The 23,649-nt window shown below is 49.3% G+C and carries 22 protein-coding genes; 12 read left to right on the forward strand and 10 right to left on the reverse strand.

From position 1 onward, the window contains the following. Window positions 1-69 precede the first annotated feature (69 nt). Entirely contained in the window at window positions 70-1,002 is a 933-nt protein-coding gene (locus ACOQOZ_RS11575) for a metal-dependent hydrolase (protein WP_420588323.1), read from the reverse strand. A 194-nt stretch (window positions 1,003-1,196) separates the two neighbouring features. Between ACOQOZ_RS11575 and ACOQOZ_RS11580 the strand changes: the two genes are divergently transcribed. Next, entirely contained in the window at window positions 1,197-1,646 is a 450-nt protein-coding gene (locus ACOQOZ_RS11580; protein WP_420588324.1) for a YaiI/YqxD family protein, read from the forward strand. Window positions 1,647-1,653: 7 nt separating this feature from the next. Here the strand turns inward: ACOQOZ_RS11580 and ACOQOZ_RS11585 are convergent, their stop codons facing one another. Both ACOQOZ_RS11585 and ACOQOZ_RS11590 read right to left on the reverse strand, forming a co-directional pair. Beyond that, window positions 1,654-2,409, reverse strand: coding sequence for a substrate-binding periplasmic protein (locus ACOQOZ_RS11585; protein ID WP_420588325.1), 756 nt, complete (start codon window positions 2,407-2,409; stop codon window positions 1,654-1,656). A gap of 17 nt (window positions 2,410-2,426) precedes the next feature. Further along, window positions 2,427-3,263 (reverse strand): diguanylate cyclase, encoded by an 837-nt coding sequence (locus ACOQOZ_RS11590; protein ID WP_420588326.1) that lies wholly within the window; start codon window positions 3,261-3,263, stop codon window positions 2,427-2,429. 140 nt (window positions 3,264-3,403) lie between these two features. Here ACOQOZ_RS11590 and ACOQOZ_RS11595 point away from each other — a divergent pair, with 140 nt between their 5' ends. The 7 genes from ACOQOZ_RS11595 (at window position 3,404) to ACOQOZ_RS11625 (ending at window position 8,713) form a co-directional block, all read left to right on the forward strand. Continuing rightward, window positions 3,404-4,246, forward strand: coding sequence for a methyltransferase domain-containing protein (locus tag ACOQOZ_RS11595; RefSeq protein ID WP_420588327.1), 843 nt, complete (start codon window positions 3,404-3,406; stop codon window positions 4,244-4,246). After that, window positions 4,243-4,722 (forward strand): DUF523 domain-containing protein, encoded by a 480-nt coding sequence (locus ACOQOZ_RS11600; RefSeq protein WP_420588328.1) that lies wholly within the window; start codon window positions 4,243-4,245, stop codon window positions 4,720-4,722. Before ACOQOZ_RS11595 ends, ACOQOZ_RS11600 begins: the two co-directional genes overlap by 4 nt. Further along, window positions 4,709-5,119: a hypothetical protein gene (locus ACOQOZ_RS11605; protein WP_420588329.1), complete on the forward strand. Its 411-nt coding sequence runs from the start codon at window positions 4,709-4,711 to the stop codon at window positions 5,117-5,119. Before ACOQOZ_RS11600 ends, ACOQOZ_RS11605 begins: the two co-directional genes overlap by 14 nt. Before the next feature lie 122 nt (window positions 5,120-5,241). Beyond that, window positions 5,242-6,033 carry a substrate-binding periplasmic protein gene (locus ACOQOZ_RS11610; RefSeq protein WP_420588330.1) on the forward strand — a complete coding sequence of 264 codons (792 nt, stop codon included), beginning with the start codon at window positions 5,242-5,244 and terminating at the stop codon, window positions 6,031-6,033. A gap of 149 nt (window positions 6,034-6,182) precedes the next feature. Beyond that, complete coding sequence (locus tag ACOQOZ_RS11615; protein ID WP_420588331.1) at window positions 6,183-6,707, forward strand: SRPBCC family protein; 525 nt, start codon at window positions 6,183-6,185, stop codon at window positions 6,705-6,707. A 33-nt stretch (window positions 6,708-6,740) separates the two neighbouring features. Next, window positions 6,741-7,592, forward strand: a complete 852-nt coding sequence (locus ACOQOZ_RS11620) for an AraC family transcriptional regulator (protein ID WP_420588332.1) — start codon at window positions 6,741-6,743, stop codon at window positions 7,590-7,592. 206 nt (window positions 7,593-7,798) lie between these two features. After that, window positions 7,799-8,713: an SDR family NAD(P)-dependent oxidoreductase gene (locus tag ACOQOZ_RS11625; RefSeq protein WP_420588333.1), complete on the forward strand. Its 915-nt coding sequence runs from the start codon at window positions 7,799-7,801 to the stop codon at window positions 8,711-8,713. A gap of 116 nt (window positions 8,714-8,829) precedes the next feature. On the opposite strand, the gene ACOQOZ_RS11630 is transcribed toward ACOQOZ_RS11625, so the two are convergent. Further along, window positions 8,830-9,534, reverse strand: a complete 705-nt coding sequence (locus ACOQOZ_RS11630) for a hypothetical protein (RefSeq protein ID WP_420588334.1) — start codon at window positions 9,532-9,534, stop codon at window positions 8,830-8,832. Between the two features lie 44 nt (window positions 9,535-9,578). On the opposite strand from ACOQOZ_RS11630, the gene ACOQOZ_RS11635 reads away from it, so the two are divergent. Beyond that, window positions 9,579-10,199: a TetR/AcrR family transcriptional regulator gene (locus tag ACOQOZ_RS11635; RefSeq protein WP_420588335.1), complete on the forward strand. Its 621-nt coding sequence runs from the start codon at window positions 9,579-9,581 to the stop codon at window positions 10,197-10,199. Here ACOQOZ_RS11635 and ACOQOZ_RS11640 read toward each other — a convergent pair. Further along, window positions 10,196-10,867 carry a phosphatase PAP2 family protein gene (locus ACOQOZ_RS11640; RefSeq protein ID WP_420588336.1) on the reverse strand — a complete coding sequence of 224 codons (672 nt, stop codon included), beginning with the start codon at window positions 10,865-10,867 and terminating at the stop codon, window positions 10,196-10,198. The two genes, ACOQOZ_RS11635 and ACOQOZ_RS11640, sit on opposite strands and share 4 nt — an antisense overlap. Window positions 10,868-11,017: 150 nt before the next feature. On the opposite strand from ACOQOZ_RS11640, the gene ACOQOZ_RS11645 reads away from it, so the two are divergent. Beyond that, window positions 11,018-11,245 (forward strand): hypothetical protein, encoded by a 228-nt coding sequence (locus ACOQOZ_RS11645; protein ID WP_420588337.1) that lies wholly within the window; start codon window positions 11,018-11,020, stop codon window positions 11,243-11,245. On the opposite strand, the gene ACOQOZ_RS11650 is transcribed toward ACOQOZ_RS11645, so the two are convergent. Next, the gene (locus ACOQOZ_RS11650; RefSeq protein ID WP_420588338.1) at window positions 11,246-12,097 is read right to left on the reverse strand and encodes an SDR family oxidoreductase; all 852 of its coding nucleotides are present in this window, start codon (window positions 12,095-12,097) and stop codon (window positions 11,246-11,248) included. Window positions 12,098-12,198: 101 nt separating this feature from the next. On the opposite strand from ACOQOZ_RS11650, the gene ACOQOZ_RS11655 reads away from it, so the two are divergent. Both ACOQOZ_RS11655 and ACOQOZ_RS11660 read left to right on the forward strand, forming a co-directional pair. Beyond that, entirely contained in the window at window positions 12,199-13,098 is a 900-nt protein-coding gene (locus ACOQOZ_RS11655) for a LysR family transcriptional regulator (RefSeq protein ID WP_420588339.1), read from the forward strand. Window positions 13,099-13,236: 138 nt separating this feature from the next. Next, the gene (locus ACOQOZ_RS11660) at window positions 13,237-14,235 is read left to right on the forward strand and encodes an LLM class flavin-dependent oxidoreductase (protein WP_420588340.1); all 999 of its coding nucleotides are present in this window, start codon (window positions 13,237-13,239) and stop codon (window positions 14,233-14,235) included. Between the two features lie 26 nt (window positions 14,236-14,261). Here ACOQOZ_RS11660 and pbpC read toward each other — a convergent pair whose 3' ends face one another. The 4 genes from pbpC to ACOQOZ_RS11680 form a co-directional block, all read right to left on the reverse strand. Continuing rightward, entirely contained in the window at window positions 14,262-16,622 is a 2,361-nt protein-coding gene (gene pbpC, locus ACOQOZ_RS11665) for a penicillin-binding protein 1C (RefSeq protein ID WP_420588341.1), read from the reverse strand. A gap of 17 nt (window positions 16,623-16,639) precedes the next feature. Continuing rightward, a complete protein-coding gene (locus ACOQOZ_RS11670) occupies window positions 16,640-22,549 on the reverse strand; it encodes an alpha-2-macroglobulin family protein (RefSeq protein ID WP_420588342.1) in 5,910 nt (1,969 codons plus the stop codon). Between the two features lie 164 nt (window positions 22,550-22,713). Further along, window positions 22,714-23,298, reverse strand: coding sequence for a malonic semialdehyde reductase (locus ACOQOZ_RS11675; RefSeq protein ID WP_420588343.1), 585 nt, complete (start codon window positions 23,296-23,298; stop codon window positions 22,714-22,716). Window positions 23,299-23,328: 30 nt separating this feature from the next. Then, complete coding sequence (locus ACOQOZ_RS11680) at window positions 23,329-23,649, reverse strand: hypothetical protein (RefSeq protein ID WP_420588344.1); 321 nt, start codon at window positions 23,647-23,649, stop codon at window positions 23,329-23,331.

Raw genomic sequence — 23,649 nt, forward strand, 5'->3', positions numbered from 1 at the left:
GCCGGGATAAATCCCGGCGAACGTGACATAGCACTCTAAGTCAATTCAGTAAAATGTTCGGTACTAATCTCAGGCTAATGCACCCTTCAGATCGCCGTCGTTCTGGTTATCGCCGTGCGGGTTGTCAGCACCGGCTTTTTCCTGAGCTTTCTGAACACCCAGATCATGTTCCGGGCGGTACATTTCATTTTTCCATTTATCCACCAGCTCCTGGTTGGCATGATCCCAAGGATGGAAACCTTCTTTAAAGTAATCGCGGTAAGGCTTACGGATATTGGTAATCACACCTTTATTGCCCCACATAAAGCGGTAGAAACCTTTTAATTCCTGCCAGCTTGGCATGCTGCGTGACCACCACAACAAAGCAATCATGTAGAAGAAAATCCGGATGGTGAACATCGCCGTTACCAGACGTAAAACACGGCGCAGGTATTTCTGGTCGTTTTCACACAACATAAACACATCAAACGCGACGGCTTTGTGTTCAATCTCTTCCACGGCGTGCCAGTAGAGCAGTTCACGCGCCGACTCTTCCATCGGCTCCAGAACTTCCGGATTATTCAGAATAAACTCCGCCATAATTGCGGTGATATGTTCCATGCCCACCGTCATCGCTAAGCGGAATTTCGGCGTCACGTGTTTGCGGCCGATGTATTTCTTAATGTCTTTTTCCAGGTGTTTTTCCAGTCGCACCGCATCCAGACCTAAATCGGTCAGTACCTGATTGGCTCGTTTATGCTGATGACTGTGATGACCTTCCTGACCAATAAAACCACGGATCTGTTGTAACAGTTGCTCGTCTTTTACTTTGTCGCGATATAAACGCACCGAAGCAATAAATTCAGCTTCACCCGGCGGAAAGGTAGACGATAACGCTGCACCAAACGCAGAGATCACCGAATTGCCTTTATAGAAAAAACGATCACGCATGTTTTTAAATGGGAACGACATACGACGTGGTTTGATGTCGACCTTACCACCCAGATCAGATGTGTGAGCCATGGTTACGTCCTCGGACTTATTGTTCTTCAGGTTCGGATTTATTGTTCTTTAATTGTTGCGCACTATGCTCCCGGCGCCAGTAAAAGCACAGGTGGTATCAGGACAAAAATTGCGGGTGAATTCGCGCCAGACTGTGACAGCCGCGCTGCCGTCAGGTACATTGCCGCGCATCCTTAATTGAAACAGGCACCACTATGACCACCATCTGGGTTGATGCAGATGCGACGCCGAAAGCTGTCCGGGAAATTATCTGTCGTGCTGCGATTCGCACCGAAACCACTACCCGCTTTGTTGCCAACCACGTGATTCCGCTGCCACCGTCGCCGTTTATCAAATGTATACAGGTCGAAGCCGGGTTCGATGTCGCCGACAATTTTATTGTGCAGCAGGCAGGCCAGTCAGATCTGGTCATCACCCAGGATATTCCTCTGGCGGCTGAGGTAATGGAAAATCAGGTAGAAGCCATTAATAACCGTGGCGAACCCTATTCACCAGAAACCATTCGCCAGAAACTGAACATGCGTGATTTTATGGAGACGATGCGCTCCAGTGGCATTCAGAGTGGTGGCCCGGCACCGTTTTCAGATCGCGATAAACAAAGTTTCGCTAACTCACTGGATCGCTGGCTGGCAAAACAGAAATAGCAGAGCGCTATTTAAAGACCAGGTGTTGTTCCTGCAGGATTTGCTGATAACGGCCGGATGCCTTCAGCTGTTGCAACGCTTTATTAAAACGCTGGCGCCATTCCTGATTGTTGCTGCCCAGTTTGTTAAAGCCGAGGAACAACTCGTTAGTGTGGATCGCCGGGTAGACCGGCACCAGTACGTTGGAAATTTCCGGCAATTCGTTTTGCAATTTATACATGGCATAACGGATGGCTTTTTCGCCGGTGACAAAAGCATCGATGCGACCAGAATACACCAGCTTCAGACCCTGCTTAACCGACTTCAGCGGCACCAGCTGCATGCCTTCGGTACGATGAAATTCCGGCGAAATATTCGCGCCACGTAATAAACCAACACGGTATTGAGTCAGATCGCTGAGTTGTTGATAACGGAGATTGCGGTCACTGCGGGCAAACAGCGTCATGGATAAATCGCCGTAAGCATCACTGAAGTCAGCCCAGTGTTTACGCTCCGGATCAAAATATAATTCAGAAATTACGTCACAGTTGCCGCTGCGGGTTTCTTCCATCGCCCGCGCCCAGGGCACGTAGTTGCGCTGAAACGAGATACCGGCCAGCTGCAGTGCTTCATCGACCACCTGTACGGCAAAACCGCTTTTTAACACACTCTGATCAACAAAAGGTGGCCAGTGCTCGAGTGTGCAGATCTGCATCGGTTTCGGCTGTGCTGCGCTGGCGGTCGCCAGACTCAGTAGTGCAATCAGGACTGTCAGATACCGCATAACATCTCTACCGTCAGTTATTGCATCCACTGCTCGCCATCATCATCACCAATAAAATCATCCTCATGATCATCGGTGTCGACACCGGAAAATCCGGCGTTAATCATTTCGCTTTCTGCCCAGGCCTGGGAGTCATCGTCACCTGAGCTTTCAGCGTCTTCGTGACCACCAAACATAGAACCAAGTGCGTCTTTCTCGTCGCCGGAAACCTGAGTATCCGGAACTTCCACCCGTGGATAACACACCTGATTACGACCCTGTTCCTTCGCCCGGTACAGCTGTTCATCAGCGGTGTTAATTAATTCCGTTGCCGTCAGGGGAGCATCAGCGCTGTGCAGAGCCAGGCCAATACTGGCTGTAACGCTGATGTAGTTATCGTCGGCAAGGAATACCGGCGTTGATTCAATACTTTCACGCAGACGTTCTGCCACATGGGCCGCCAGCATCAATTCGGTGGTGGGTAAAATCACCACAAATTCTTCGCCGCCGTAACGACACTGAATATCCAGCTTGCGGGTGGTATCACGAATCAGACGGGCGGTTTGTTTTAACACCAGGTTGCCGACTTCATGGCCGTGGGTGTCGTTAATCTGCTTAAAGTGATCGAGGTCGATCATCATAATGGCGCTGGAAATCAGCGTACGGCGGGTGCGTTCCAGCTCCTGTTCCAGAGCCTGACGAAAGTAGCGAACGTTGTAGAGCCGGGTAAGCGGATCAGTGATGACTTCGGTTCGTAAGCTGATCACTTCCTCATAATAAGCACAATTGTCACCGGCCGGACACTGGTTACCGTGCGGGCGTTTATTATCAGCTTGTTGCTTGTCAGAAGGCTGCGATGAAAGCGCTTCGCTCATAAACTGACGAATTCCTTTGGGCGAAAGATAGCCTTGAGTCTAGCAGCTCCCTAATGATTCGCGCGTAAATTTGTTTAACTTTGTGTTATATCACTTCAGTAAAGACACATTGATGGCATTACCCTGGCGCTTTTTGCCGAATGCCCTCTGGTACAATGGCGTTTATGAGCAAAAAAGATCCGGCCACCATGGCAAAATATCAGGCACCACCTGCCAGTAATGAATTACAACAAGATCGTAATTTTGATGATCTGGCACAGCGCTTCAGCCGCACCATTTACGCGACTCCTAGAGGCCAGCTGCGCCTGGCAGCGTTACGTCAGGATTTCTCCGACCTGAATATTGATCTGCCAAATCGTCAGGTACTGGATATTGGTGGTGGCCAGGGGCAGTTCAGCCTGTATCTGGCGCAACAGCAGGCCCACGTCAGCCTGTGTGATATTTCCGAAGAAATGCTGGCACTGGCGCGTGATCAGTTTGCTGCAGAACAGTTACCGCTGATCAGCAAACACTGTGGCCTGCAGCAATGCGCCGAAGCATTCCCGCAGCAATACGATGTGGTTTTAAATCATGCGGTACTGGAATGGCTGGAGCAGCCGTTTGCAGCGCTGCAATTGCTGGCCGACCGGGTCAAACCGGGTGGCTGGTTATCGCTGATGTTTTATAACCTGCATGGCCATCAATGGCGCCAGCTGATGAACGGCCGTACCCATGCTCCCGCTTCTGCCAATCAGCATCTGCGCGAATCCGGTAATGCGCCGCAACACCCGCTGGATCCGGATCAGATACAGCACCACCTGGAACAACTGGGCTTTGAGCTGAAACGCTGGCGTGGTATCCGTTGTGTACACGACCATATGCATCAGAAAATCCGCGAGCGTATCGGTCAGGATAAAGTGAATCAAAGCGATCTTGAGTTTGGTCTGCTGGAACCTTATCGCCGTCTTGGCCGTTATGTTCATTTTCTGGCGCAGAAACAATGAGCTGGAAAATTCTGGTCAGCGCCTGCCTGTTAGGGCAGCCGGTACGTTATGACGGCAAAGCCAACGACAGCAAGGTGCAAGCCTTCCAGCAACAGCTGCAACAGTGGCAACAACAGGGCCGTATTGTGGCTGCCTGCCCGGAAGTCGCCGGCGGTTTACCAACGCCACGCCCGGCGGCTGAAATCCGTGATGGCCGGGTAATTACCTGCGACGGTGACGACGTCAGCGATGCCTTTTATCAGGGTGCCGAAAAGACACTGGCACTGGCGCAGCAACACCATGTAGTTGCTGCTCTGATGGCGGCGCGTTCACCTTCCTGTGGCTCACAACAGATTTACAACGGCGAGTTTAACGGTACTCTGATTGCAGGCATGGGTGTGACAGTGGAGTTGCTCGAAGCCAACCGGATTCGCTGTTTCAGCCCGGAAACTTTTTCTCAGCTAATGGATTATCTGCATCGTTATGACCAGCACTAAACCAGCATCCCTGTTCCTGCTGTGCCTCTGCCTCAGCCTGCCGGTGGAAGCGTTTTATTTTGTTCAGGGGTTTAATCACTCGTTACGCCAGCAGGATGGCTTCCGTGCGGGTTATCACAATGAAGACCCGGACCTGTTCTGGCGCAGTTACCTCAGCTACAGCCCGTCGCTGGGGAAATCATCACTGCCGGATGATTACGCTAAAACCGACCTCAGCCTCGACTGGGTGCTGCCGCTACCCGGCAGTTATTCCAGCGCCTTTGTTGGCGGCACGATCAATCTGTCTGGCCATCGCTCAGTGCAGGCCGGCATTACCTGGCTCAAGTACCTGGAAACCGGCTGGCAGTGGCGCGAAGGTGAAAGCAGCAGTTATCTTGGGCTGAATCTGAGCTTCTGATTCACTGATCTCTTCCTTCATCTCCCTTAGTTTTCGTGATTCAGTGTCATTTTCAGCCAATACCAGACCTGAAACCGATATCCGTCTAAACTTAAGGTTTTGACCAGTTCGATTACTACTTTATGCACAGATTCGTCTGCCTGTTAACCGCAAAGGCGTTGTTTATTGCCGCTCTGATGGCTTCTTTCAGCCATGCCGACGACAACAGCCTGTTGATAGTGCGTGGTAATGAAGACTATCCGCCGGACGAAGTTGTCGTGGATGGACAACTGAGCGGCTTTCATATTGAGCTGATTAACGCGGTGGCGGCACAAATCAACCAGCCGGTGGAGTTTCAGAGCGTTCCCTGGTCGCGCGCACTGAAGATGATCCGCTATGGCAAAGCCGATGCCATCACCTATATCTCGAAGAACTCCGAACGCAGCCATTACGTCGACTTTCTGCCCGGCAACATCATCAGCCACAGCGTGCATTATCTGCTGGCAAATAAAGACAACTTTTACGCCAGACATTACCAGGGCGATTTTACCGAACTGAAAGGTGCCATTATTGGTGTACAGCGCGGTTACAGCTATGGCGAAACCTTTGATACCAGCGATCAGGTGGAGAAACTGGTGATCAGCCGGGTTGATCAGATGCTGGCGCTGCTGAGCAACTGCCGTATCGATATGGCTGTGTTAAGCATGGCGGAATATCAGGAGTTAAAACACGCCGACGGTTTTAAAGATCTGATTCTGCTACCCACGCCTCTTTCCAGCCGCCCCAATTACCTCGGGTTTGGTAAATCGCCGGAGCAACATCAGCAGGCAGAACGATTTGCTGCGGCAATGAAAAAGTTTAAACAAACCCAGGCCTATCAACAGCTGCTGAAAAAATATCATAAGCAGCCAGTAACGATACCGGCAGCTGATTAACTACATCCTGCCCGATTAAGTACATTCAGCCTGATCAGGGCTTTCTGCTGTTTCAGTGCAACACAGCAAAAAATATCAAAAACCAATCACCATCATTTTTTACAGTAACTCCATCACAACAAAACACGCCGTCAGGCACGGGAGTTATTATGAAAATCCGCAAAAACGTCATCATCAATAAACCAGCCGATCAGGTATGGCAGCTGGTTGCTCATCAGTTCGATAAAGCGCATCTGTGGATGGGACCTATTCCGAATTCCGTTGCCATTAACCCGGGCCAGAGTGATACCGGTGCGCCGATGGCTGGCCGGATGTGCGATCTGAGCGATGATCCGAATGGCGCCAAAGTGAAAGAGATCATCACCCATTTCAGTGAAGCACAGCGCAGCCTGAGTTTTGATGTTCTGCCGGTCAACAACCCGGCCATTGTGCCAATCAAACAAAATCATGTGCAGATGTCGGTGCGTTCCGTCGGTGACGGCAAATCAGAAGTTATCTGGATCGCTTCACCTCAGCTCAAGCTGTTCGCGTATCCGTTTTATCCACTGCTGCGACTGGTATTCCCGCTGGCATTTGGCAAACTGCTACAAGGTTTGAAAGATTACGCAGAAAAATCTCTGCCGGAAGTTTCTCAGCCACAAACAGCAAACCCGCAGCAGACATCCGTCGCTTAATGTCGAGCCCCATAATTAAACGAGAACAATAAGATGCAGCGCTTTTTTAAAAGTATCGAATACATCGAGCAACACCTGTACGACAAAATCAGTGTTCATGAAATTGCCGCTGCTTCTCACTATTCTACCTACCACTACAGCAGGGTGTTTAAGGCATTGGTTGGCGATACTCCCAAAGAATATTTGCGCAAACGGCGACTGACGCTGGCAGCCAAACGATTATTAACCGAAGACGTTGGCATTCTGGAGCTGGCGATCGACTGTCAGTTTGATTCACAGGAAGCTTTTACCCGGGCATTTAAAGCCCTGTTTAATATGACTCCGGCGCAATACCGCAAAATAAATGAGCCGTTTCGCCTGCTGTACAAAAAGCCTTTCAGTGAAGACGATATGGACTTCCTGCAGCACGGCATCACCATGGAACCGGAGATTGTTGAGCAACCAGCCATAAAAATTGTCGGCATCGCGACTCAATATGACGATGGCGATCTGAGTCTGCCGAAATTATGGTCGGCCTTTCGCCCTTACCGCGACAGCATTCCAAACCGGGTCGGCAGCGATTTCTTCGGTATTTACGAATGCTATGAAGAAGACGATGACAATACGCGGTTTGTGTATATCTGCTCGGCACAGGTGGAAAACTTTGATGATGTACCTGACGGCCTGATTACCCGCGAACTGGACGCCCAGACCTATGCCCGCTTTACCCACACAGGCCCAATTGCCCGACTGGAAGATACCTTGCGCTATATCTGGGGCAGCTGGTTGCCAAAAAGTGATTACCAATACGCCGACAAGCCAGACTTTGAATTGTTGCCGGCTGGGTTTAACGATGCTGACCCGAATAATAAGATTTATCTGAATATTCCGGTTACCCGTAAATAAACAGTTCAGTCCCCCATTTCTGATACTAAAAAAAGCCTGGTTAAATCAGGCTTTTTTTGTTTCAGCTTCTTTCTCTTCCCATTCTTTCTCTCCTCCTTCTTTCCACTAGTCTCGTCTCAATACAGCAAAAAATATCAAAAAACCAAATCACCCTGTGATTATTCTGAAACCACAAATCAGCCACACGATAAATTAAAGGTTTTATTATGATTCAGTCCGTATTAATCACAGGTGCCAACGCAGGTCTGGGTAAAGAGTCGGCGCGCCAACTGGCCAGCAAACCGGGAATTAACAAAATTTATCTTAGCTGTCGTAATGCAGAAAAAGCCCAGCTGGCAAAAGCCGAACTGGAGCAACTAACAGGTAAACAGATATTCGAGATTCTGCTGCTGGATGTCTCAGACCTGGACTCAGTAAGAAACGCCGTTAAACAACTGCCAAACAGTGTGGATGCACTGATCATGAATGCCGGAGGTACAGGCGGTAAACAATTTAATCAGCTGAACCAGGATGGTGTTACTCAGATTTTTGCCGTCAATCTGTTAGGCCATACATTGCTGACTGAAGAACTGATCAAGGCTAATAAGCTCACTCAGGTCGCCTTATACGCTGGCTCAGAAGCGGCCCGTGGCGTCAAAGAAATGGGCATGAAACGCCCTGACCTGAAGACCTCTTCTGTCGAGGAGTTTGCATCAATCTGCAATGGTGAATTCTACGGTAAAACCAACGATGCCACCGTGCCCTACGGTCCGATTAAATACATGGGGGCTCTGTGGATGTCTGCGATGGCACGCCAGCATCCACAGATTCGTTTTATCACCATGAGTCCTGGCGCCACCACAGGCACCGAAGGTTTTAACACCCTGTCACCGCTGAAGCAGTATGTTATGAAAGGCATGATGCGGCTGATGTTACTGCTGGGTAAAGTGCATAAAGTGGAAGTCGGCGCGAAGCGTTATGTCGATGGTTTATTTAACAACGAATTTAAAAGTGGTGGTTTCTACGCCAGTAAAAAAGGCCTGACCGGCCCACTGGGTGAGCAAGGCGTATTGTTTGCAGATATTAATAACCAACGCTTTCAGGACAATGCTTACCAGGCGATTCAGCGGTTTATTAAGTAGCTTATTACTGGTCCTGATTCTGGTCTTGGTCTTGGTCTTGGTTCTGATCGTGACCCTGGCTCTTACGTTACAGGTTGTTTGACTGTCCACAGTCAAGCAACCTGCATCAGCTTTTGTTAGCCCAGTTTTTGTTTAACTTCCTGTTGTAATAACCGTTTTGCATCTGTGCCAATCAAGCTGCCGTGCGCCGCAATTAAGGCATTGAAATCCAGCTCCAGTAACTCATTAAAATCATTTTTTAATGATTCACCTTTGGGAGTTACCCGCTTTAACCAAGGAGGCCCGATATTCATACCTTGCTTAAAGCCAAGCAGCTTAAATGCAAACTTAGTGAATGTTGAGGTGTAACTCCAGCCCGCGTAAAACTGCACCGCATCGGTTGTGATTAATAATTTATGTTGTTTTAACAACAGGGCTGCTTCCGGGTACAAAGCCGTGTGGAAAATAAAAAACTGTGAATCTCTGACAGGCCCGGAAGTATTTTTATCAATCACCACACTTGCTTCAGGGAGTGGATAACTGCTTTGTCCATCCTGACACCAGAATTCACACTGATAACGATCCAGATAAAAGCGGTCGTCCAAGCCATGGAAGTCGCCTAAGCGAATAATGCGTTTGACCGTTCCCATTGATTCAAGCCGCAACAACTCTGCGTCATTCATCCGCACCGGGTTGATCAGGGTAATGTCATCGTCCTGCTGCAGAATCAGCATATTACGGTTAAGGCGCATACCCGGCCCCATACGAATGCTGCCATGTAATAAATACACCCCGGGATAAAGCTGAGTTATCGGGTCATGAGGATAGGCTGGCGGGTACATAAGGCATCCTTTCCGTTAACATTAAGATAGCCATACGCTACCGTATGGAAAACATCTTTGTCAATACGCCACCGTATGGATACAATGGCCATATGAAGAAATCAGCGAAACAACTCACCGCTAACGACTGGCTGGACCACGCGTTACAGGTACTATCTAAGCAAGGACTCGCGGCTGTTGCAGTAGAGCCATTAGCAAAAAGCCTGGGGGTGACCAAAGGTAGCTTTTACTGGCATTTCAGTAACCGACAGCAGTTGATCAATGATTTGCTGGTGTTCTGGGAGAATATTGAGCTGGAGTATCAGCAAGATTTTCTGAAAGCAGAGCTGGAGCCACAGCCACTGTTCGAGCAGTTGCTGACTCTGTTAATTGATGATGACACCAACAAAGGTGTATTTCTGGCAGTCGCCGGACAGCCGGATAAAGATGAAATCAAACCGTTTTATCAGCGTGCAATTGAACGCCGCTTAGACCTGCTCTGTGAAATATTTAAACGAGCCGGTTATAAACCCAAACCTGCAAGGCAACAAGCCAGCCAGGTTTATGTCGCCTATCTGGGAATGATTAAATCCTTAGTGGATCAGGTAATTCCGGAAAACCATCAGATCACTACCACACAATTTATTCAGGCGCAGTGTGTCGCCTGTTTTGCAGCAAAGGACTAAACCCTTTTTAACCAGGATTTAAATCCCACCAGCAAAAAGCCTGCAATAAACAACCAATAAGCCAGACGCACAGGCCAACCAGCCTGATAAATCATCTGGCTTAATTCCGCCACAGATTCATCAAACAACATAGTAACCGTGGCAACCAGGCCACCCAGAACCAAACCACCAATCACATCGCTGGGGTAATGTACTCCCAGATAAGGTCGCAGCAATACCATCGCCGGAATTAACCAGGCCAGAAGGAATATCGCCGGAGTGCCAAGCTGGGCACATAAAATTGTGACGCAAATCGTTGTCCAGGTAACGTGGCCTGATGGAAAGCTTTCGCGCTCTTTTGAGCCATGATCCGGATCGCGATTAACAATGGTAATGCCCAGTCGCTGCTGTAATTCCGGATTAGCGTAAGGACGTCGTCGTGGCACGTGTTTTTTAAACGGAACAAAACTGAAGTTGCCAATCGTTAACCCCAGCATCATCAGATTGGCGGTGGTGAAGATCAGCATTTGATTAAAACCCCAACCAATCATGGCCAGCAGCAATAACACCAGCATCCAGGCCGGGCCATCGCCAATAAATATCAGAAAACGAATAAACAGAGTTTTACGAAACGGCAGCTGATAAATCAGGCGCAACACATGTTGATCGGCAGCTTTTAACGCAGACATGGTGATACTTCGGAAAAAGGCGACTTTGTAGCGCTATTACCCGCTGGTAACAAGGGGGGATTCAGCCATTGCTGACAAACAGCCGGTTGCAATAATGCTGACATATAACTTTCTTAACCTGCGGGGCAATCTTCCGTTCTCCAGGAGAGAATGATGACAAACGCTGCAATCGTCCGCAGTCTGGCGGCTTACCTGATGATGACCATCGCCTGTGTTGTGGTGATTCAGTGGCAACATCTGTGGTTATTATTACCAGCAGCGCTGGTACTGAACTGGCTGTATGAACAAAAAGATCAGGCAGAAACCCGCTTCCGCCTGATCTATCCCGCTGCCGGGTCGCTGTTAACCTCGGCGCTGTTAAGCACTCAGGGGATCTGATTAAAGTGCTGCCGCCACGGCTTCAGCCAGAGTTTCGGTAGGACGACCAATTAACCGCCCCAGCGTACCCGAGTTATCTTCCAGCCAGCCCTTGCTCGCCTGCACACCGGAATCAGCCAGTGCTGCGGCAAAGCCCTCTGGCAGACCCACCTGCACCAACAGCTCAGCGAAATCCTGCTGCGCCATATTGCTGTATTGAATATGTTTACCGCTCTGGCGGGAAATCTCTGCGGCATAGTCGCTCAGCGTAAAGCTCTGATCACCGGCCAGCTCGTAGGTTTTGCCCGCGTGGTTTTCGCTGGAGGTTAATACCACCGCCGCGGCTTCGGCATAATCTTTACGGGATGCGGTTGAGAAACGGCCGTCAGCGGCAGCATCGGCAACAACACCGGTTTCTAATACCACCGGCAGACTCTGGGTGTAATTCTCGCTGTACCAGCCATTACGCAGAATCACCGCCGGTAAACCGGACTGCTGAATCAACTCTTCAGTCACCTTATGTTCCTGCGCCAGAATCATCGGGTTGGTATCTGCTTTGAGAATGCTGGTGTAAGCGAACAGCTCTACATCTGCCGCTTTTGCGGCTTCAATCACTGCAGTATGTTGTGGCACCCGCTGACCCACTTCACTGCCGGAAATCAACAGTAGTTTGTGAACACCCGCTAACGCGCTGGTTAAGGTCTCTGGCTGGTTGTAGTCGGCTTTGCGCACTTCCACACCCAGATCTTTTAATGCCTGAGCATTGTCCGGGTTGCGCACCAGCGCAACGATGTCAGCGGCTGCGGTTTTCTGCAGCAGGCTGTTAATCACTAATTGACCCAGTTGGCCGTTGGCACCTGTAATCGCAATCATAATAACTCTCCTCGGAGTGTGTTTATCTGGAATTCGCAAGCAGTATGCGCCACACTCATCGTCACCATAAGACGATCAATACCGAATACGGAGTTCGGACTTTGAGTACAATTGATTTTTCCCATCTGCGCTTGTTAGCCATCTTCGCCAGCGTGGTTGAGTGTGGCAGTTTTGCCGCCGCAGCACGTAAGCTCAACAGCAGCCGCTCACGTATCAGCGAGCAGGTGGCACAGCTGGAACAGGACCTAGGTGTACGCTTATTACAGCGCTCTACCCGTCAGCTGACCATTACCAGCGAAGGTCAGCAGGTGTATGAACAGGCGCGCCAGCTGCCGGATATTCTTAACGGTATTGAAGCCATCATCACTCCGCAGCTGCCCAGCGGCCGGGTGGCGATTACCATGAATCACGATATTGCCCATAAATACATCTTGCCGGTGCTGGATGACTTTCGTCAGCGTTACCCACATATCAAGCTGGATCTGATTCTCGATGACAGTCGGCTGGATTTAATCGGTGAGCAAATCGATCTGGCGATCCGCATCGGTTTACCCAAAGACGATTCGGTGATTGCCCGGGTCATGCATGAAGAACAATTTGCGCTATTCGCCAGTCCGGCCTATCTCAATCAATACGGTTCACCAAAAACCCTGGCTGAGCTGGATCAGCATCGCTGGGTCAGCTTTGATCTCAACCACCAGCATGTAATTGGACTGCGCCAACACGGCAAACACATTAATATTCAGCCGGATTATTGTTATCGCTGTAATTCGCCACTGATGATGCAACAAATGGTGGTTGCCGGTTTAGGCATTGGTGCGTTATTACCGACCACTGTGCGAGAAGAAATTGCCTCCGGCCAGTTACTGCAACTGATGCCGTCGATCGGCAGTGAAACACTGGTATTTTCTCTGGTGTATCCATCACGGCGTCAGGTACCACAGCGCACCCGGGCGGTGATCGATTATTTATTACAGGAGAATATCTTTTCTGCCCAATAAAACGCTCCGATAAAACAACGGAGTAAAACAACCCAAAAAAACTGCACGATTGAACGCAACAATCTTTACCAGAAAACAGGGATGATGGCGCCGCAAGGATATGCCATTCTGAGCGGGTAAAATTTCTGGTAATGCGTTATGGCCACCCTGTCTGATATTCCTTTTTCTCTGCTGGATCTTGCATCGGTACCGACCGGCAGTTCCGTTGGTGACACACTGCAACGTATGTTGCGTTACGCCAAACATGCCGACCAGTTAGGCTTCCAGCGTTTCTGGTTAGCCGAACACCACAATATGGCGGGCATCGCCAGTAGCGCCACTTCGGTATTAATTGGTCAGGTGGCCGCCCAAACTGAAAACATCCGGGTAGGTTCCGGCGGCATTATGTTGCCCAATCACCCGCCGTTAGTTGTAGCGGAACAGTTTGGTACGCTGGACTGTTTATTCCCCGGTCGGATCGATTTAGGCTTGGGCCGTGCGCCAGGTACTGACCCGATTACCAGCCGCGCATTACGTCGCGACGATATGCGTGCGGAAAACTTTCCCGATGAAGTCAGCGAACTGCAAACCTTATTAGGTCCGGATGCTGGTGATAAACGCGTACAGGCGTATCCCGGTGCTAACAGTCAGGTGGATATCTGGCTGCTGGGATCGAGTTTATTCAGCGCTCAGCTGGCAGCACAACGTGGATTACCTTATGCCTTTGCCGGACATTTTGCTCCTAAGCTGGCGCGCGAAGCACTGGCGCTTTATCAGCAGAATTTCCAGCCATCGGCACAGCTGGAAAAACCCTACGCCATTTTATGTTTGCCACTGATGTTGGCTGAAACAGACGATGAAGCCGCTTACCTCGGCACCAGTTCGCAGCAACGGGTGCTGTCGTTGATGAAAGGCCAGGTGCTGTATTTACCGCCACCGGTCGAATCCATGAAAGGTATCTGGAGCCCGATGGAACAACTGCAGGTTGAAGCCTTTTTAGGACTGTCGGTCAGTGGTGGCCCGGCAGCCGTAAAATCGAAACTGGAAGTGATGGTGGAACAACTGCCGATACAGGAGCTGATGTTTACCAATGATATTTATGACGAAGGCAAACGCTTAAAAGCGCTGGAGTTAGTGATGGAACTGAAAGCCTCGTAACCACCATCCACAACGGAGCGGGCCGACTATTGCAGTGCCCGCACCGAGAGGGGTTGCTCATCACTGAGCCCACGGTCATCCGTCACGGTTAAACGATACTGACCCGGACGGGCATGCCAGAACAAAGTTTCGTTACTGCTGCTTTTGCCAATAAATTCATTATCCGCAAACCAATAAGCGTGGGAGGCATCGGCATCCAGTGTGACCTGCAAAGGAATCGCCTGATCGCCACGGTTATTCAGCTGCAACTGATATTCCAGCCCTGCCACCGGCGAGGTGATTTGTGGAGCAACACCGTTATACGCCGAGGTTAATGCACATTCAGCCGGAGCCGCCGGAGGCTGACGTCGCTGAATCCCCGCCATGGAAAATATCTGACGAATATCCGACGGCCAGAATTCATATACCTCTAACCGGGTTTTACCCTGAGTGTGATAGCAGGCACGTTTACCCGTACGGATATCAAAAGGGATTGCCCGGAATATATCCGATGTGGCAATGGGTGATACGCCGGGAATAAACCAGCCCGCTTTCTGCCTCGGACAATATTTTTCCGGCAGCTTGCCTGTTGGTTCACAGATATTCACCTGCTGCACATTCAGGTCAGCGCTGTGATTCCGTTTTTCTGAATCCGGAAGCGGCGATAAAGCACGCATAATATTAAAAAATAATGGTCCGGCTGCGGAGCGGCCAATAAAGTTCGGGTTGCCTTTGCCATCAAAATTCCCCACCCAGACAATCAGGGTGTAATCATCATTGGCTCCAGCAGCCCAGGCATCACGAAAAGCGTATGAAGTACCGGTTTTCCAGCCAATTTTTGCACGATTGCGAACAACCATTTGTTGCGCCAGGTTGTGCCCGGGCGCCGGGTTTTGTTGCAACATATTCAGTACCAGCCAGGCACTTTCCGGAGTTAATAACTGCTGCTGGACTGACTTCATTTCGTTGGCATTAATTTCAGAATCAAACACGGTATTTAACGGTTGTAGTTTTCCTGCCGACGACAACATCGTATACAACTGCGCCAGCTCAAGCATGCTGACATCCAACCCACCCAATACCAGCGACATGCCATAATGTTTTTCAGCTTTGAGTGGTGAAATACCGGCTTGCTGCAACCATGAATAAAATCCAGGGCTGGTTAGCTGAGTCGCCAGCGATACCGCCGGTACATTACGGCTGGTAATTAATGCATCAGTAGCCGTCAGTGGTCCGGCAAATTGTTTGTCGTAGTTCTCCGGCGTATACGCGCCATAGCGCTGCGGAACGTCTTTCAGCAACGTCAGTGGATGTATTTTCCCCTGATCCATCGCCAGGCCATAAACAAAAGGTTTCAGAGTCGAACCCGGTGAACGTTTGGCGGTAACAATATCAACCTGGCCACTGATGTCGTGATTATTAAAATCCGCCGACCCCACCCAGGCTTCAATATTGTGGTTGTGGTTATTCACCAGAACAGCACCCGCATTGTGAATACCCACATCATGCCGGGATTCGACCCAGGCACGAATGTGTTTCTCCAGTAATTGCTGGTGCGACAGAGTTAATGTGGTTTTGATATTACCGCTTAAATAGCGATAACGCTGATTAAGATAACGAGCAAAATGTGGCGCCAGAAACGGCAGATCTGCGCTGCGGTATATCTGCAAGGGTAACGACATCCACAGTTTTACCAACCCTAATTGCTCTGCTGTTTCAGGCACATCGGTCAGCCAGCGCTGATAAAGAATATCGCGCGCCCGCAACATATTCTGATAACCGCTGATCGTCTGCGGATTACGTTTAACCGGGTTTTGTGGCACCACCGCCAAGGCCATGGCTTCAGCCAGATTCAGATCTCGTGCATGTTTATGAAAATAAATCAGACTGGCAGCACCAATGCCTTCGATATTGCCACCGTAAGAAACTGAATTCAGATATGCCGCAAGAATTTCAGCCTTGCTGTAATGTAATTCAATCCATAAGGCTGCAAAGATCTGCTGAATTTTTCCGACGATGGTGCGGGACTCAATCCGGAAAGCATGGCGGGCAACCTGCATGGTGATGGTTGAACCACCAACACGTCGTTCATTGCTGACGTAAGTGGTAATAAATGCCCGCCATAACGCAATCAGGTTAACGCCAAAGTGATGATCAAAATACTGATCTTCATAAAGGGTGGTGACCTGACGAATCTGTGGACTGATTTCTTCCAGCGTCAGCGGCAGACGATAGCGATCATCGTCTGCCAGCGTCAGTCGTAGCAGTTCATCGTTTTGATCGTAATAAGCCGTTGACCAGCTTTGCCAGGCAAACAGCGTCGGTTTTGGCAACAAAACGGCCGCCAGCCATAACAGCATGGCAACCGACAAGCTGCCTACCAAGGTCACCCGTAAAAAACGTTTCACGGATTTAACCCCGCCAATTATTCATCGTTTACTACGGTGATTGTTGCTGCTGCCGATTGTGACCAGATATCCGGATCGTACATAGATTCGGCATAAGCTGGCGGTGCAATAAATTCACCCGCTGCAGTCGCTTTAATGCGGTATTCAAGTTCGGTAACGGATGAACCGAATCCACCATAGAAAATCACCCGGTCTTCACGAACATCGACATAATCGCTGTTCCAGTGATTGCTCTGACGAGGCACCGATTCACGAATCACTTCGAAACCACCCGGCAGTAAATCAATCACAGCAATGTTATCAACCTGTCTGCCGTTAAGGGTGCGAATGCGCAAACGCACCACAGCTTCTTCACCCTGTCTCAGCGTGGTAATTTCTTTACCGTCTTTATTCAACAGTTGATGCACCACTTCCAGATTACTGTTTTCAGCAGCCGGCATTACCGCCGGGAAGCCAGACTGGCTGGCCTGATAAAACACCGGATTTTCACCACGAATTAAAATCTCGTCAGATACTGGCGTGTTCTGATTCAGCGGAATATTTGCAGTTGGGAAAATTACCGTCGACGATAACGCCAGATTATCCAGCTGAATTTCCTTACCATCTTTATCCTTCACCACAAAACGGAACGTGTCTGCAGTTTCATCACCGTAACGCGCGCGATTCTGGCGACTGTAAGCCTGTAACGCCATGGTGGTATACGATGCACTGATGGTATTAAAGCGACCACGCATCAACGGCTGTAATAACGGCATAATGGTATTTTCCACATCCAGCTGCTGCTGAATTTTCGGGAAGTGTGCCGATACCAGATACACGTATTGGGCGTTAACCGTCAGGTCCGACTGGAAGTCGGTTGGCTCTTCCACTTTATTGTCAAAGCCAAACTGCTCTACCATCGCAGCCGCCTCATCGTGCTTTTTCAGCAACTGATAAGTGGCCGCCATATACATGGCCATAATATCTTTTTGCCAGCTTTCACCCTGTGATTTCAGCGTGTCGTGCAGATCAATCAGATAATTGGTTGGAATTTCCTGTGCCCGTGCCAGCAGATAAATTGCCATGGCGCGGTGGCGTTGTGCCACACGACCATTAGCCTGCTGCCGGGCAATACGACGCAGGTATTCCACAGTAGAACTGATCAGTTCCTTTTCCACCGCGTAACCATACGCTTTAGCATCCAGCAAGAAGTGAGTCGCGTACAGGCTGGCAAAATGGCTGCCGTAATAACCCGGCCACATATTAAACCCGCCTTCGCTGGTCTGGCGTGAATATAAAGTGCCAATTACGCGCTTAACATGATCACGGGTTTTCTGTTGCATCGCCGCATCCGTTTGTGATGCCGCCAGACCCAGCCATGGGAATACCCGGCTGACAATCTGTTCGGTACAACCATGCGGATAATTATCCAGGAACTGGCTCAGACCTCCTGCCATAACCATCGGGCTGGATGACGCAGAAATGCTCTGCGAAGCAAAGTCCGGGTAGAGGGCAAAGGGTAACTTAGTTTCGGCGTTACCACTGTCATCAAATCCGGAAGCAACCCGGGTACGGAAGGTTTGCGCCGGTCTGACACTCAACGTTGCCACGCGGCTGGTTTTTCTGCCCGGCACTCCCTGTTCATCGATGTATTGAGCGGTAAATACCAGTCGTCCTTCGCCAGGGTTATTCAGCGCTTTAATGCGGAAATCGGTACGGCCTTCGTTGCCTTCGGCAATGTTCAGCTCCGTTGTTAACCCCGCTTTTTGTGTTAAACCCGTTTCTTGCGAATGATTAGCGGCCAGCGCCAGGTTATCGGATAACTGCAGCGACACCTGCACCTTACCTTTATCCGCCACACCCGGAACAAGATTGGCGACTCCCAGCGTGACATCAAATTCATCCCCCGGTGCAGCCACGGTGAGTACGTTCGGTGATAATACAAACGAACCACGCACCAGCGTATATTGCTGGGCAATACCCAACGACGATTCATTAGCTGCAACGGCCATTATTTTCAGGTTGCCACTGAACGAATCCGGCACAATAAATTCAGCACTGCGGGTTTTATTATCGACCCCCATTACTCCGGACCAGAACACCGCAGGTTTATCAAGCGTCCGGGCAAATGGATTAAGGTTGGCACCTAGTAGATCATCCGCCATTGGCGAACCACCACCCACACCGGCAAGATTACGGAACACACTGTATTCCGGCAAAATCATGTCGAGAATCTGGAAGCTGCTGACCTGCAACGCTTTTTTCTTCATAAAGTGATTCAGCGGTTTAGGCTGCTGGTAATCAGCTACCTGCAAAATGCCTTCATCAACCGCAAACACAATAATATTGCCCGGTTTATCGGAGCTGTAATTAATAGCCACCTTCTGGCCCGGCTCTACTCGCTCTGGTGCCTCCAGTTTGATATCCATTACCCGGCTGCTGCGATCAATATTAAACGGCACAACGGCATAACTCAGCGGACTGGTAAAAATTTCCTGTGAATCCAGAGAGCGAACAAAAGCCACATTCACATACGCATTACCTTCCAGACCCGGTGGAACGCGTATGGTTTGTACCGAGCTGTTGGTAGTGGAAGTAAACCACTTCTGTGCGTGCACGGTATTACTTTCGATACTGATCAGACCAGAGCCGGTATAAGGAGCAATAATATTGACCTCGATTTCTTCTCCGGCCTTGTAATCGTTTTTATTCAGACGAATCGACAGCTCGGCATTTTTCTCCAAGCGACCAGCTAAATTAGCACTGCCTGCTACGTTGTATTTAAAGCGCGATAATAATTCATCGTCAGCGGAATACAGCGACAGCTGATAATCACCGGGCTCAGAAGTGTCCAATGCGTATTGGCCGCCGTTGCTATCAAATTCAAAATCATCGGATGACATTTCAACATCACGGATCACAGTCTGATAGGCGTATAAACCGTTTTCCTGACGAACCAGTGACGAAATGGGTTGTTTCTTAATACGAACCAGCTTCAGCCCTTTCATGGCCTGTTTTTCCAGCTGCGGATTTAACGCAATAAAATGTACATGGCGTTGCTGATCTTTTTTCAGATATTTTAACTGACCATCTGCTTTATGCCCGACCAGAAGACTTAATGGCGAGACCAGCATTTCACTTTGGGCAGTGACACTGCGACCACCACCAGGCTCATAACCTTCGCCATAGAAGGTTAAACGGTAAGTACCTTTATCAAATTGCTGCAGTGAAATATCAAACTCAGCCATGCCCTCATTATCGGATTGAGCGCCAGGCAAGGTTTGATTCAGTCGACCATTACGGGCTTTGTTATGGCGTAATGGATCGGTAAAGCGATAGTCACTGAATTCCCGGAAAGCGAAAGTCACGGGCTTCAGTTCAATCGCTGCTTCAACCCGGCGGTTTTGTGCCGGTGTACCGAACAGATTTTTCAGTTGTACCTTTGCCTTCAAACCAGTCTTTAAATCGGCCTTCAGGTCAGTCGCCGCTGCTACTTCAGCCTGCGCCAGGCTATACCAGCCTTTACTGACGCCCGGCACCAGTTCGGTACGAATCTTCATACTGTCCGGCTGAAATTCTTCCACCGAGAAGTTGGTTTGTCCTAAATGTACGCTGGTGTAGCCACGTTTATTAACCCGGTATAAATGTGCCTCATAGTCACCGGTTGGCGTCGCAGCGGTGGTTGGCATTTCCAGATCAAACAAGCCGTTTTCCGGAACCGCCATTCTCTCTTTTAATACCACATTGCCCTTAGGATCATGAATACTCAGCTCCAGTGGAATACCGGCTTTTACCTGCATATTTTCCTGTCGAACCATCACACCCAGGCTGACGGTTTCACCCGGACGATAAATACCCCGATCTGAGAACAGGAAACCTTTCAGATTTTTACCGCTGTTATTTCCACCGTATTCACCGTCGATATCAAAACCGGAAAAATCAATTCGGCGCTGATGGCGGTTGTAGGGCAGATAGGAACTGTCGTTGCCATAACTCACCAGATAAGCAACCGGCTCACGCTCATTACGATAACGATCGGCACTGGCGAACGCGACCCAGCCCTGTGTATTTGTCGTCGCTGAAAATACCGGGATACCATTACGACCCAGCAGTTTTACTCTGGCACCAGCAACAGGTTTACCGGTTTTAACCGATTGCACATAAACAAACTGCTGGCCGTCGGCAGCTTTTTTCAACATGATGCCGAGGTCCGTCACCATCACAATACGTTTGTCTTTTATAACGCTGTAATCACGATCTTTCTGATAACCTTCGGCTTCGATAATAAAAATACCCGCGTTCTGACTTTTCAGATACTGCGCTAATGACAAGGATGCATATTTTACTTTTTTCGGCGAATTGCCAGAAAGAAACAGGCGTTTCTGAAAGGAGCGGGTCAGATTATATTTGTTGAAGTTGTAGTTACTGAATTTCAACTCATCGATGTCACCATAAGTCTGAGTGACAAAGTGATTCAGCTGGTCATCTAACAGACGATAAATACTGACGCGAATTTCATTAATCCCGCGCGCACTGAAGCTCAGAGCCTTATCACCGGCTAATGACAACAAGCTGCCTTCACCGGCAATATCCAGTTCTTTTGGATAATCAGGCGTCGACAGGACGTCTTCATAGGCCTTGGTCATGGCAAAACCACTGACCGACTTCAGGCCTTTTTCAACACGCAGGTAGAGATATTTCCGCCCTGCTTCATCGATACGCAGGTTATAAACATCCGCTGTTGGCTCGGCGTTAGGGATCAGCTCATAACGAATTTTACGGGCATTGCTATAACCGTTCTTACGGATATAACCCACCGAACGGTGACGCGGCAACATGTAAAGATTCAAACGTTGCTTAAATTCATCTTCAGACACATGGTCGGTCAGCGAAACGGTGATGACCTGCTCAGGATCATTGTCTTTATTACGTACAATCTGGCTGCGGGCATCACGCACCTTCATAAAGCTCGACGTGTCCGGCAGCAGCATCTTACGTTTAACGTCTTTGCCCAGCGTGGTAGTTTTTGCTGCGTTAGCAACGTCATCACTGACGGTCAGAAATACATACGCTTCTTGCTGCGGTAATTTAATCGGTGCTGACTTGATATAAGCATCGTAACCATTGTCGCTAAAGGTCACATCAAAGTTAAAACGACGGCCAGCGGTGACACCGTCGTGTTTTTCCTGCAGGCTGATTAATTCATTAAGCGCCTGTTGTTGCACCGGATGGGAAAAGGATACAGTGGCGACCAGGTTTTTCACCGAACGATCCAATGGATCGTTATACAGTTCCATATCTTTAATTTTGGCAGTGAACTTACGGGTCTCAAAACTGTATTCCGTTTTGGCCAGCTGCAGGTCTTTCTGGATCAGCTCCGGTGCTAACGTAATTTCATATTCCTGCCCCGCAGGCCAGTGCTGTTTCGGAGTAAAAATCAGCGTGTTCTGATTATCCCAGCGCCAGACACCGGCTTTTTCCGGAAACATACGAATACCACGGGTAACCTGTTCACCGATATTTTTCAGTGGTGCAGCAGACGGGTACCAGCTGGTTTTGTCTTTACGCTGGCTGAGGCTGCGTTTGTCAAAACGAAAATCTAACCGCAGTTTTTTGGGTGTGGCGCCGTGATGCCGACCAGGTAATCCGGGAACTGAGACTTCGGCATACACCGAAAGCGGCTGTGGCCAGAGCTTATGGTACAGCTCGTAGAAGTACTGATGCTGATAACCAGCAAAGGCAGCAACCAGCAGAAAATAGAAAGCCAACGGCCTGGAACGGCGGAATTTATTGGACCATTTCAGCCAGGTTGGCGCGCTCCAGTTAACCGAACCCAGTAATACCCGGAACAACATTCGTAAAGGTGCGGTTAAAATCAGAAGAAGTCGGGCGACAATGCCTTTTTTTTCCGGCTCGTTATCCGTTTTGTCCGTTGCGTTATCAGTCATACCCGCACTTTCCTTATTAATCAGTAACGGGCGGGAGTATAGCGACTTCAACTGTTGAGCGAAATAACACCAAAGCGTGGCGATACACTCGGTAACAAGAGTATTGAGGAAGGTCAGGAAAAACGAATGGCCGCAGATTTGCGGCCATTACTGTCAGGATCTGATCAGATGATTTCTGCTGCCTGATCAAACGCCAGACGAGGGCCACGCGGGTGATACCCCTGCTCTGCGCCGTAACCCAGGTTCACAATAAAGTTCACCTTGTACTGACCGTCAGCGAAGAATTGCTGATTCACGGCTTCAGGATCAAAACCACTCATCGGACCACAATCCAGACCCAGCGCGCGGGCAGCCATCATCAGATAAGCACCTTGTAACGAGCTGTTACGAAACGCGGTAGATTCCGCTAATTCGTTATTAGCACGGAACATAGGCGCCGCATCGTACGCCGGGAACTGCTCACCTAAGTGCTGATAAAACTCAGTATCGTAGGCAATAATTACCGTTAACGGTGCTTTGCGGGTTTTTTCAGCATTACTGTCGAGCAATGCCGGAATCAGTTTTTCTTTACCTTCGTCGCTGTGAATAAATACATAACGCGCTGGTTGTGTATTCATCGACGTCGGTGCCCACTTCATCAGCTCATATAATTCACGAATGGTTTCTTCGCTGACGGCTTTATCACTGAAGTGATTAAAGCTGTGTGCCTCGGTAAACAGCTGGGCTTGTGCCTGGGTATCAATTTTCATACTAAACTCGTTATCAATAATCTGAAGAATTTATTGTGGCCACTTAATATCGCCTTTCACTACTTTAGCACTGAACTCCAGCGTACCGACCTCATGTAACTCTGGATAAGCCTGTTTCATTTTCTGAATTAATTCGTCAGCCGTGCTGGTTTCCGAATTGGCTTGTTCAAAGCTCTGGATATAACGTTTATTAAAATCAATCACACTGGTATTCGCCTGAGCTTTACCCAATATGTGACCGGCAATCACACGCTCAGGCTGAAGTGCTGCAATGTTATCGAGGGTTTTGATTAATGCCTGACGTTCTTCAGTGCTCTGTGCATCAGCCATCCAGATGTGCATGTTTTCCAT

Origin of the sequence: Bacterioplanoides sp., assembly GCF_965219715.1 — a bacterium.
Lineage (GTDB): Bacteria > Pseudomonadota > Gammaproteobacteria > Pseudomonadales > Oceanobacteraceae > Bacterioplanoides.

Bases quoted from the DNA above. Each gene is read 5' to 3' on its own strand.
- ACOQOZ_RS11610 (WP_420588330.1), top strand. From the start codon at position 5,242: ATGCACAGATTCGTCTGCCTGTTAACCGCAAAGGCGTTGTTTATTGCC.
- ACOQOZ_RS11590 (WP_420588326.1), bottom strand. From the start codon at position 3,263: ATGAGCGAAGCGCTTTCATCGCAGCCTTCTGACAAGCAACAAGCTGAT.
- ACOQOZ_RS11630 (WP_420588334.1), bottom strand. From the start codon at position 9,534: ATGTACCCGCCAGCCTATCCTCATGACCCGATAACTCAGCTTTATCCC.
- ACOQOZ_RS11585 (WP_420588325.1), bottom strand. From the start codon at position 2,409: ATGCGGTATCTGACAGTCCTGATTGCACTACTGAGTCTGGCGACCGCC.
- ACOQOZ_RS11625 (WP_420588333.1), top strand. From the start codon at position 7,799: ATGATTCAGTCCGTATTAATCACAGGTGCCAACGCAGGTCTGGGTAAA.
- ACOQOZ_RS11575 (WP_420588323.1), bottom strand. From the start codon at position 1,002: ATGGCTCACACATCTGATCTGGGTGGTAAGGTCGACATCAAACCACGT.
- ACOQOZ_RS11615 (WP_420588331.1), top strand. From the start codon at position 6,183: ATGAAAATCCGCAAAAACGTCATCATCAATAAACCAGCCGATCAGGTA.
- ACOQOZ_RS11595 (WP_420588327.1), top strand. From the start codon at position 3,404: ATGCCCTCTGGTACAATGGCGTTTATGAGCAAAAAAGATCCGGCCACC.
- ACOQOZ_RS11680 (WP_420588344.1), bottom strand. From the start codon at position 23,649: ATGGAAAACATGCACATCTGGATGGCTGATGCACAGAGCACTGAAGAA.
- ACOQOZ_RS11675 (WP_420588343.1), bottom strand. From the start codon at position 23,298: ATGAAAATTGATACCCAGGCACAAGCCCAGCTGTTTACCGAGGCACAC.
- ACOQOZ_RS11670 (WP_420588342.1), bottom strand. From the start codon at position 22,549: ATGACTGATAACGCAACGGACAAAACGGATAACGAGCCGGAAAAAAAA.
- ACOQOZ_RS11580 (WP_420588324.1), top strand. From the start codon at position 1,197: ATGACCACCATCTGGGTTGATGCAGATGCGACGCCGAAAGCTGTCCGG.
- ACOQOZ_RS11650 (WP_420588338.1), bottom strand. From the start codon at position 12,097: ATGATTGCGATTACAGGTGCCAACGGCCAACTGGGTCAATTAGTGATT.
- ACOQOZ_RS11640 (WP_420588336.1), bottom strand. From the start codon at position 10,867: ATGTCTGCGTTAAAAGCTGCCGATCAACATGTGTTGCGCCTGATTTAT.
- ACOQOZ_RS11620 (WP_420588332.1), top strand. From the start codon at position 6,741: ATGCAGCGCTTTTTTAAAAGTATCGAATACATCGAGCAACACCTGTAC.
- ACOQOZ_RS11635 (WP_420588335.1), top strand. From the start codon at position 9,579: ATGGAAAACATCTTTGTCAATACGCCACCGTATGGATACAATGGCCAT.
- ACOQOZ_RS11605 (WP_420588329.1), top strand. From the start codon at position 4,709: ATGACCAGCACTAAACCAGCATCCCTGTTCCTGCTGTGCCTCTGCCTC.
- ACOQOZ_RS11660 (WP_420588340.1), top strand. From the start codon at position 13,237: ATGGCCACCCTGTCTGATATTCCTTTTTCTCTGCTGGATCTTGCATCG.
- ACOQOZ_RS11600 (WP_420588328.1), top strand. From the start codon at position 4,243: ATGAGCTGGAAAATTCTGGTCAGCGCCTGCCTGTTAGGGCAGCCGGTA.
- ACOQOZ_RS11645 (WP_420588337.1), top strand. From the start codon at position 11,018: ATGATGACAAACGCTGCAATCGTCCGCAGTCTGGCGGCTTACCTGATG.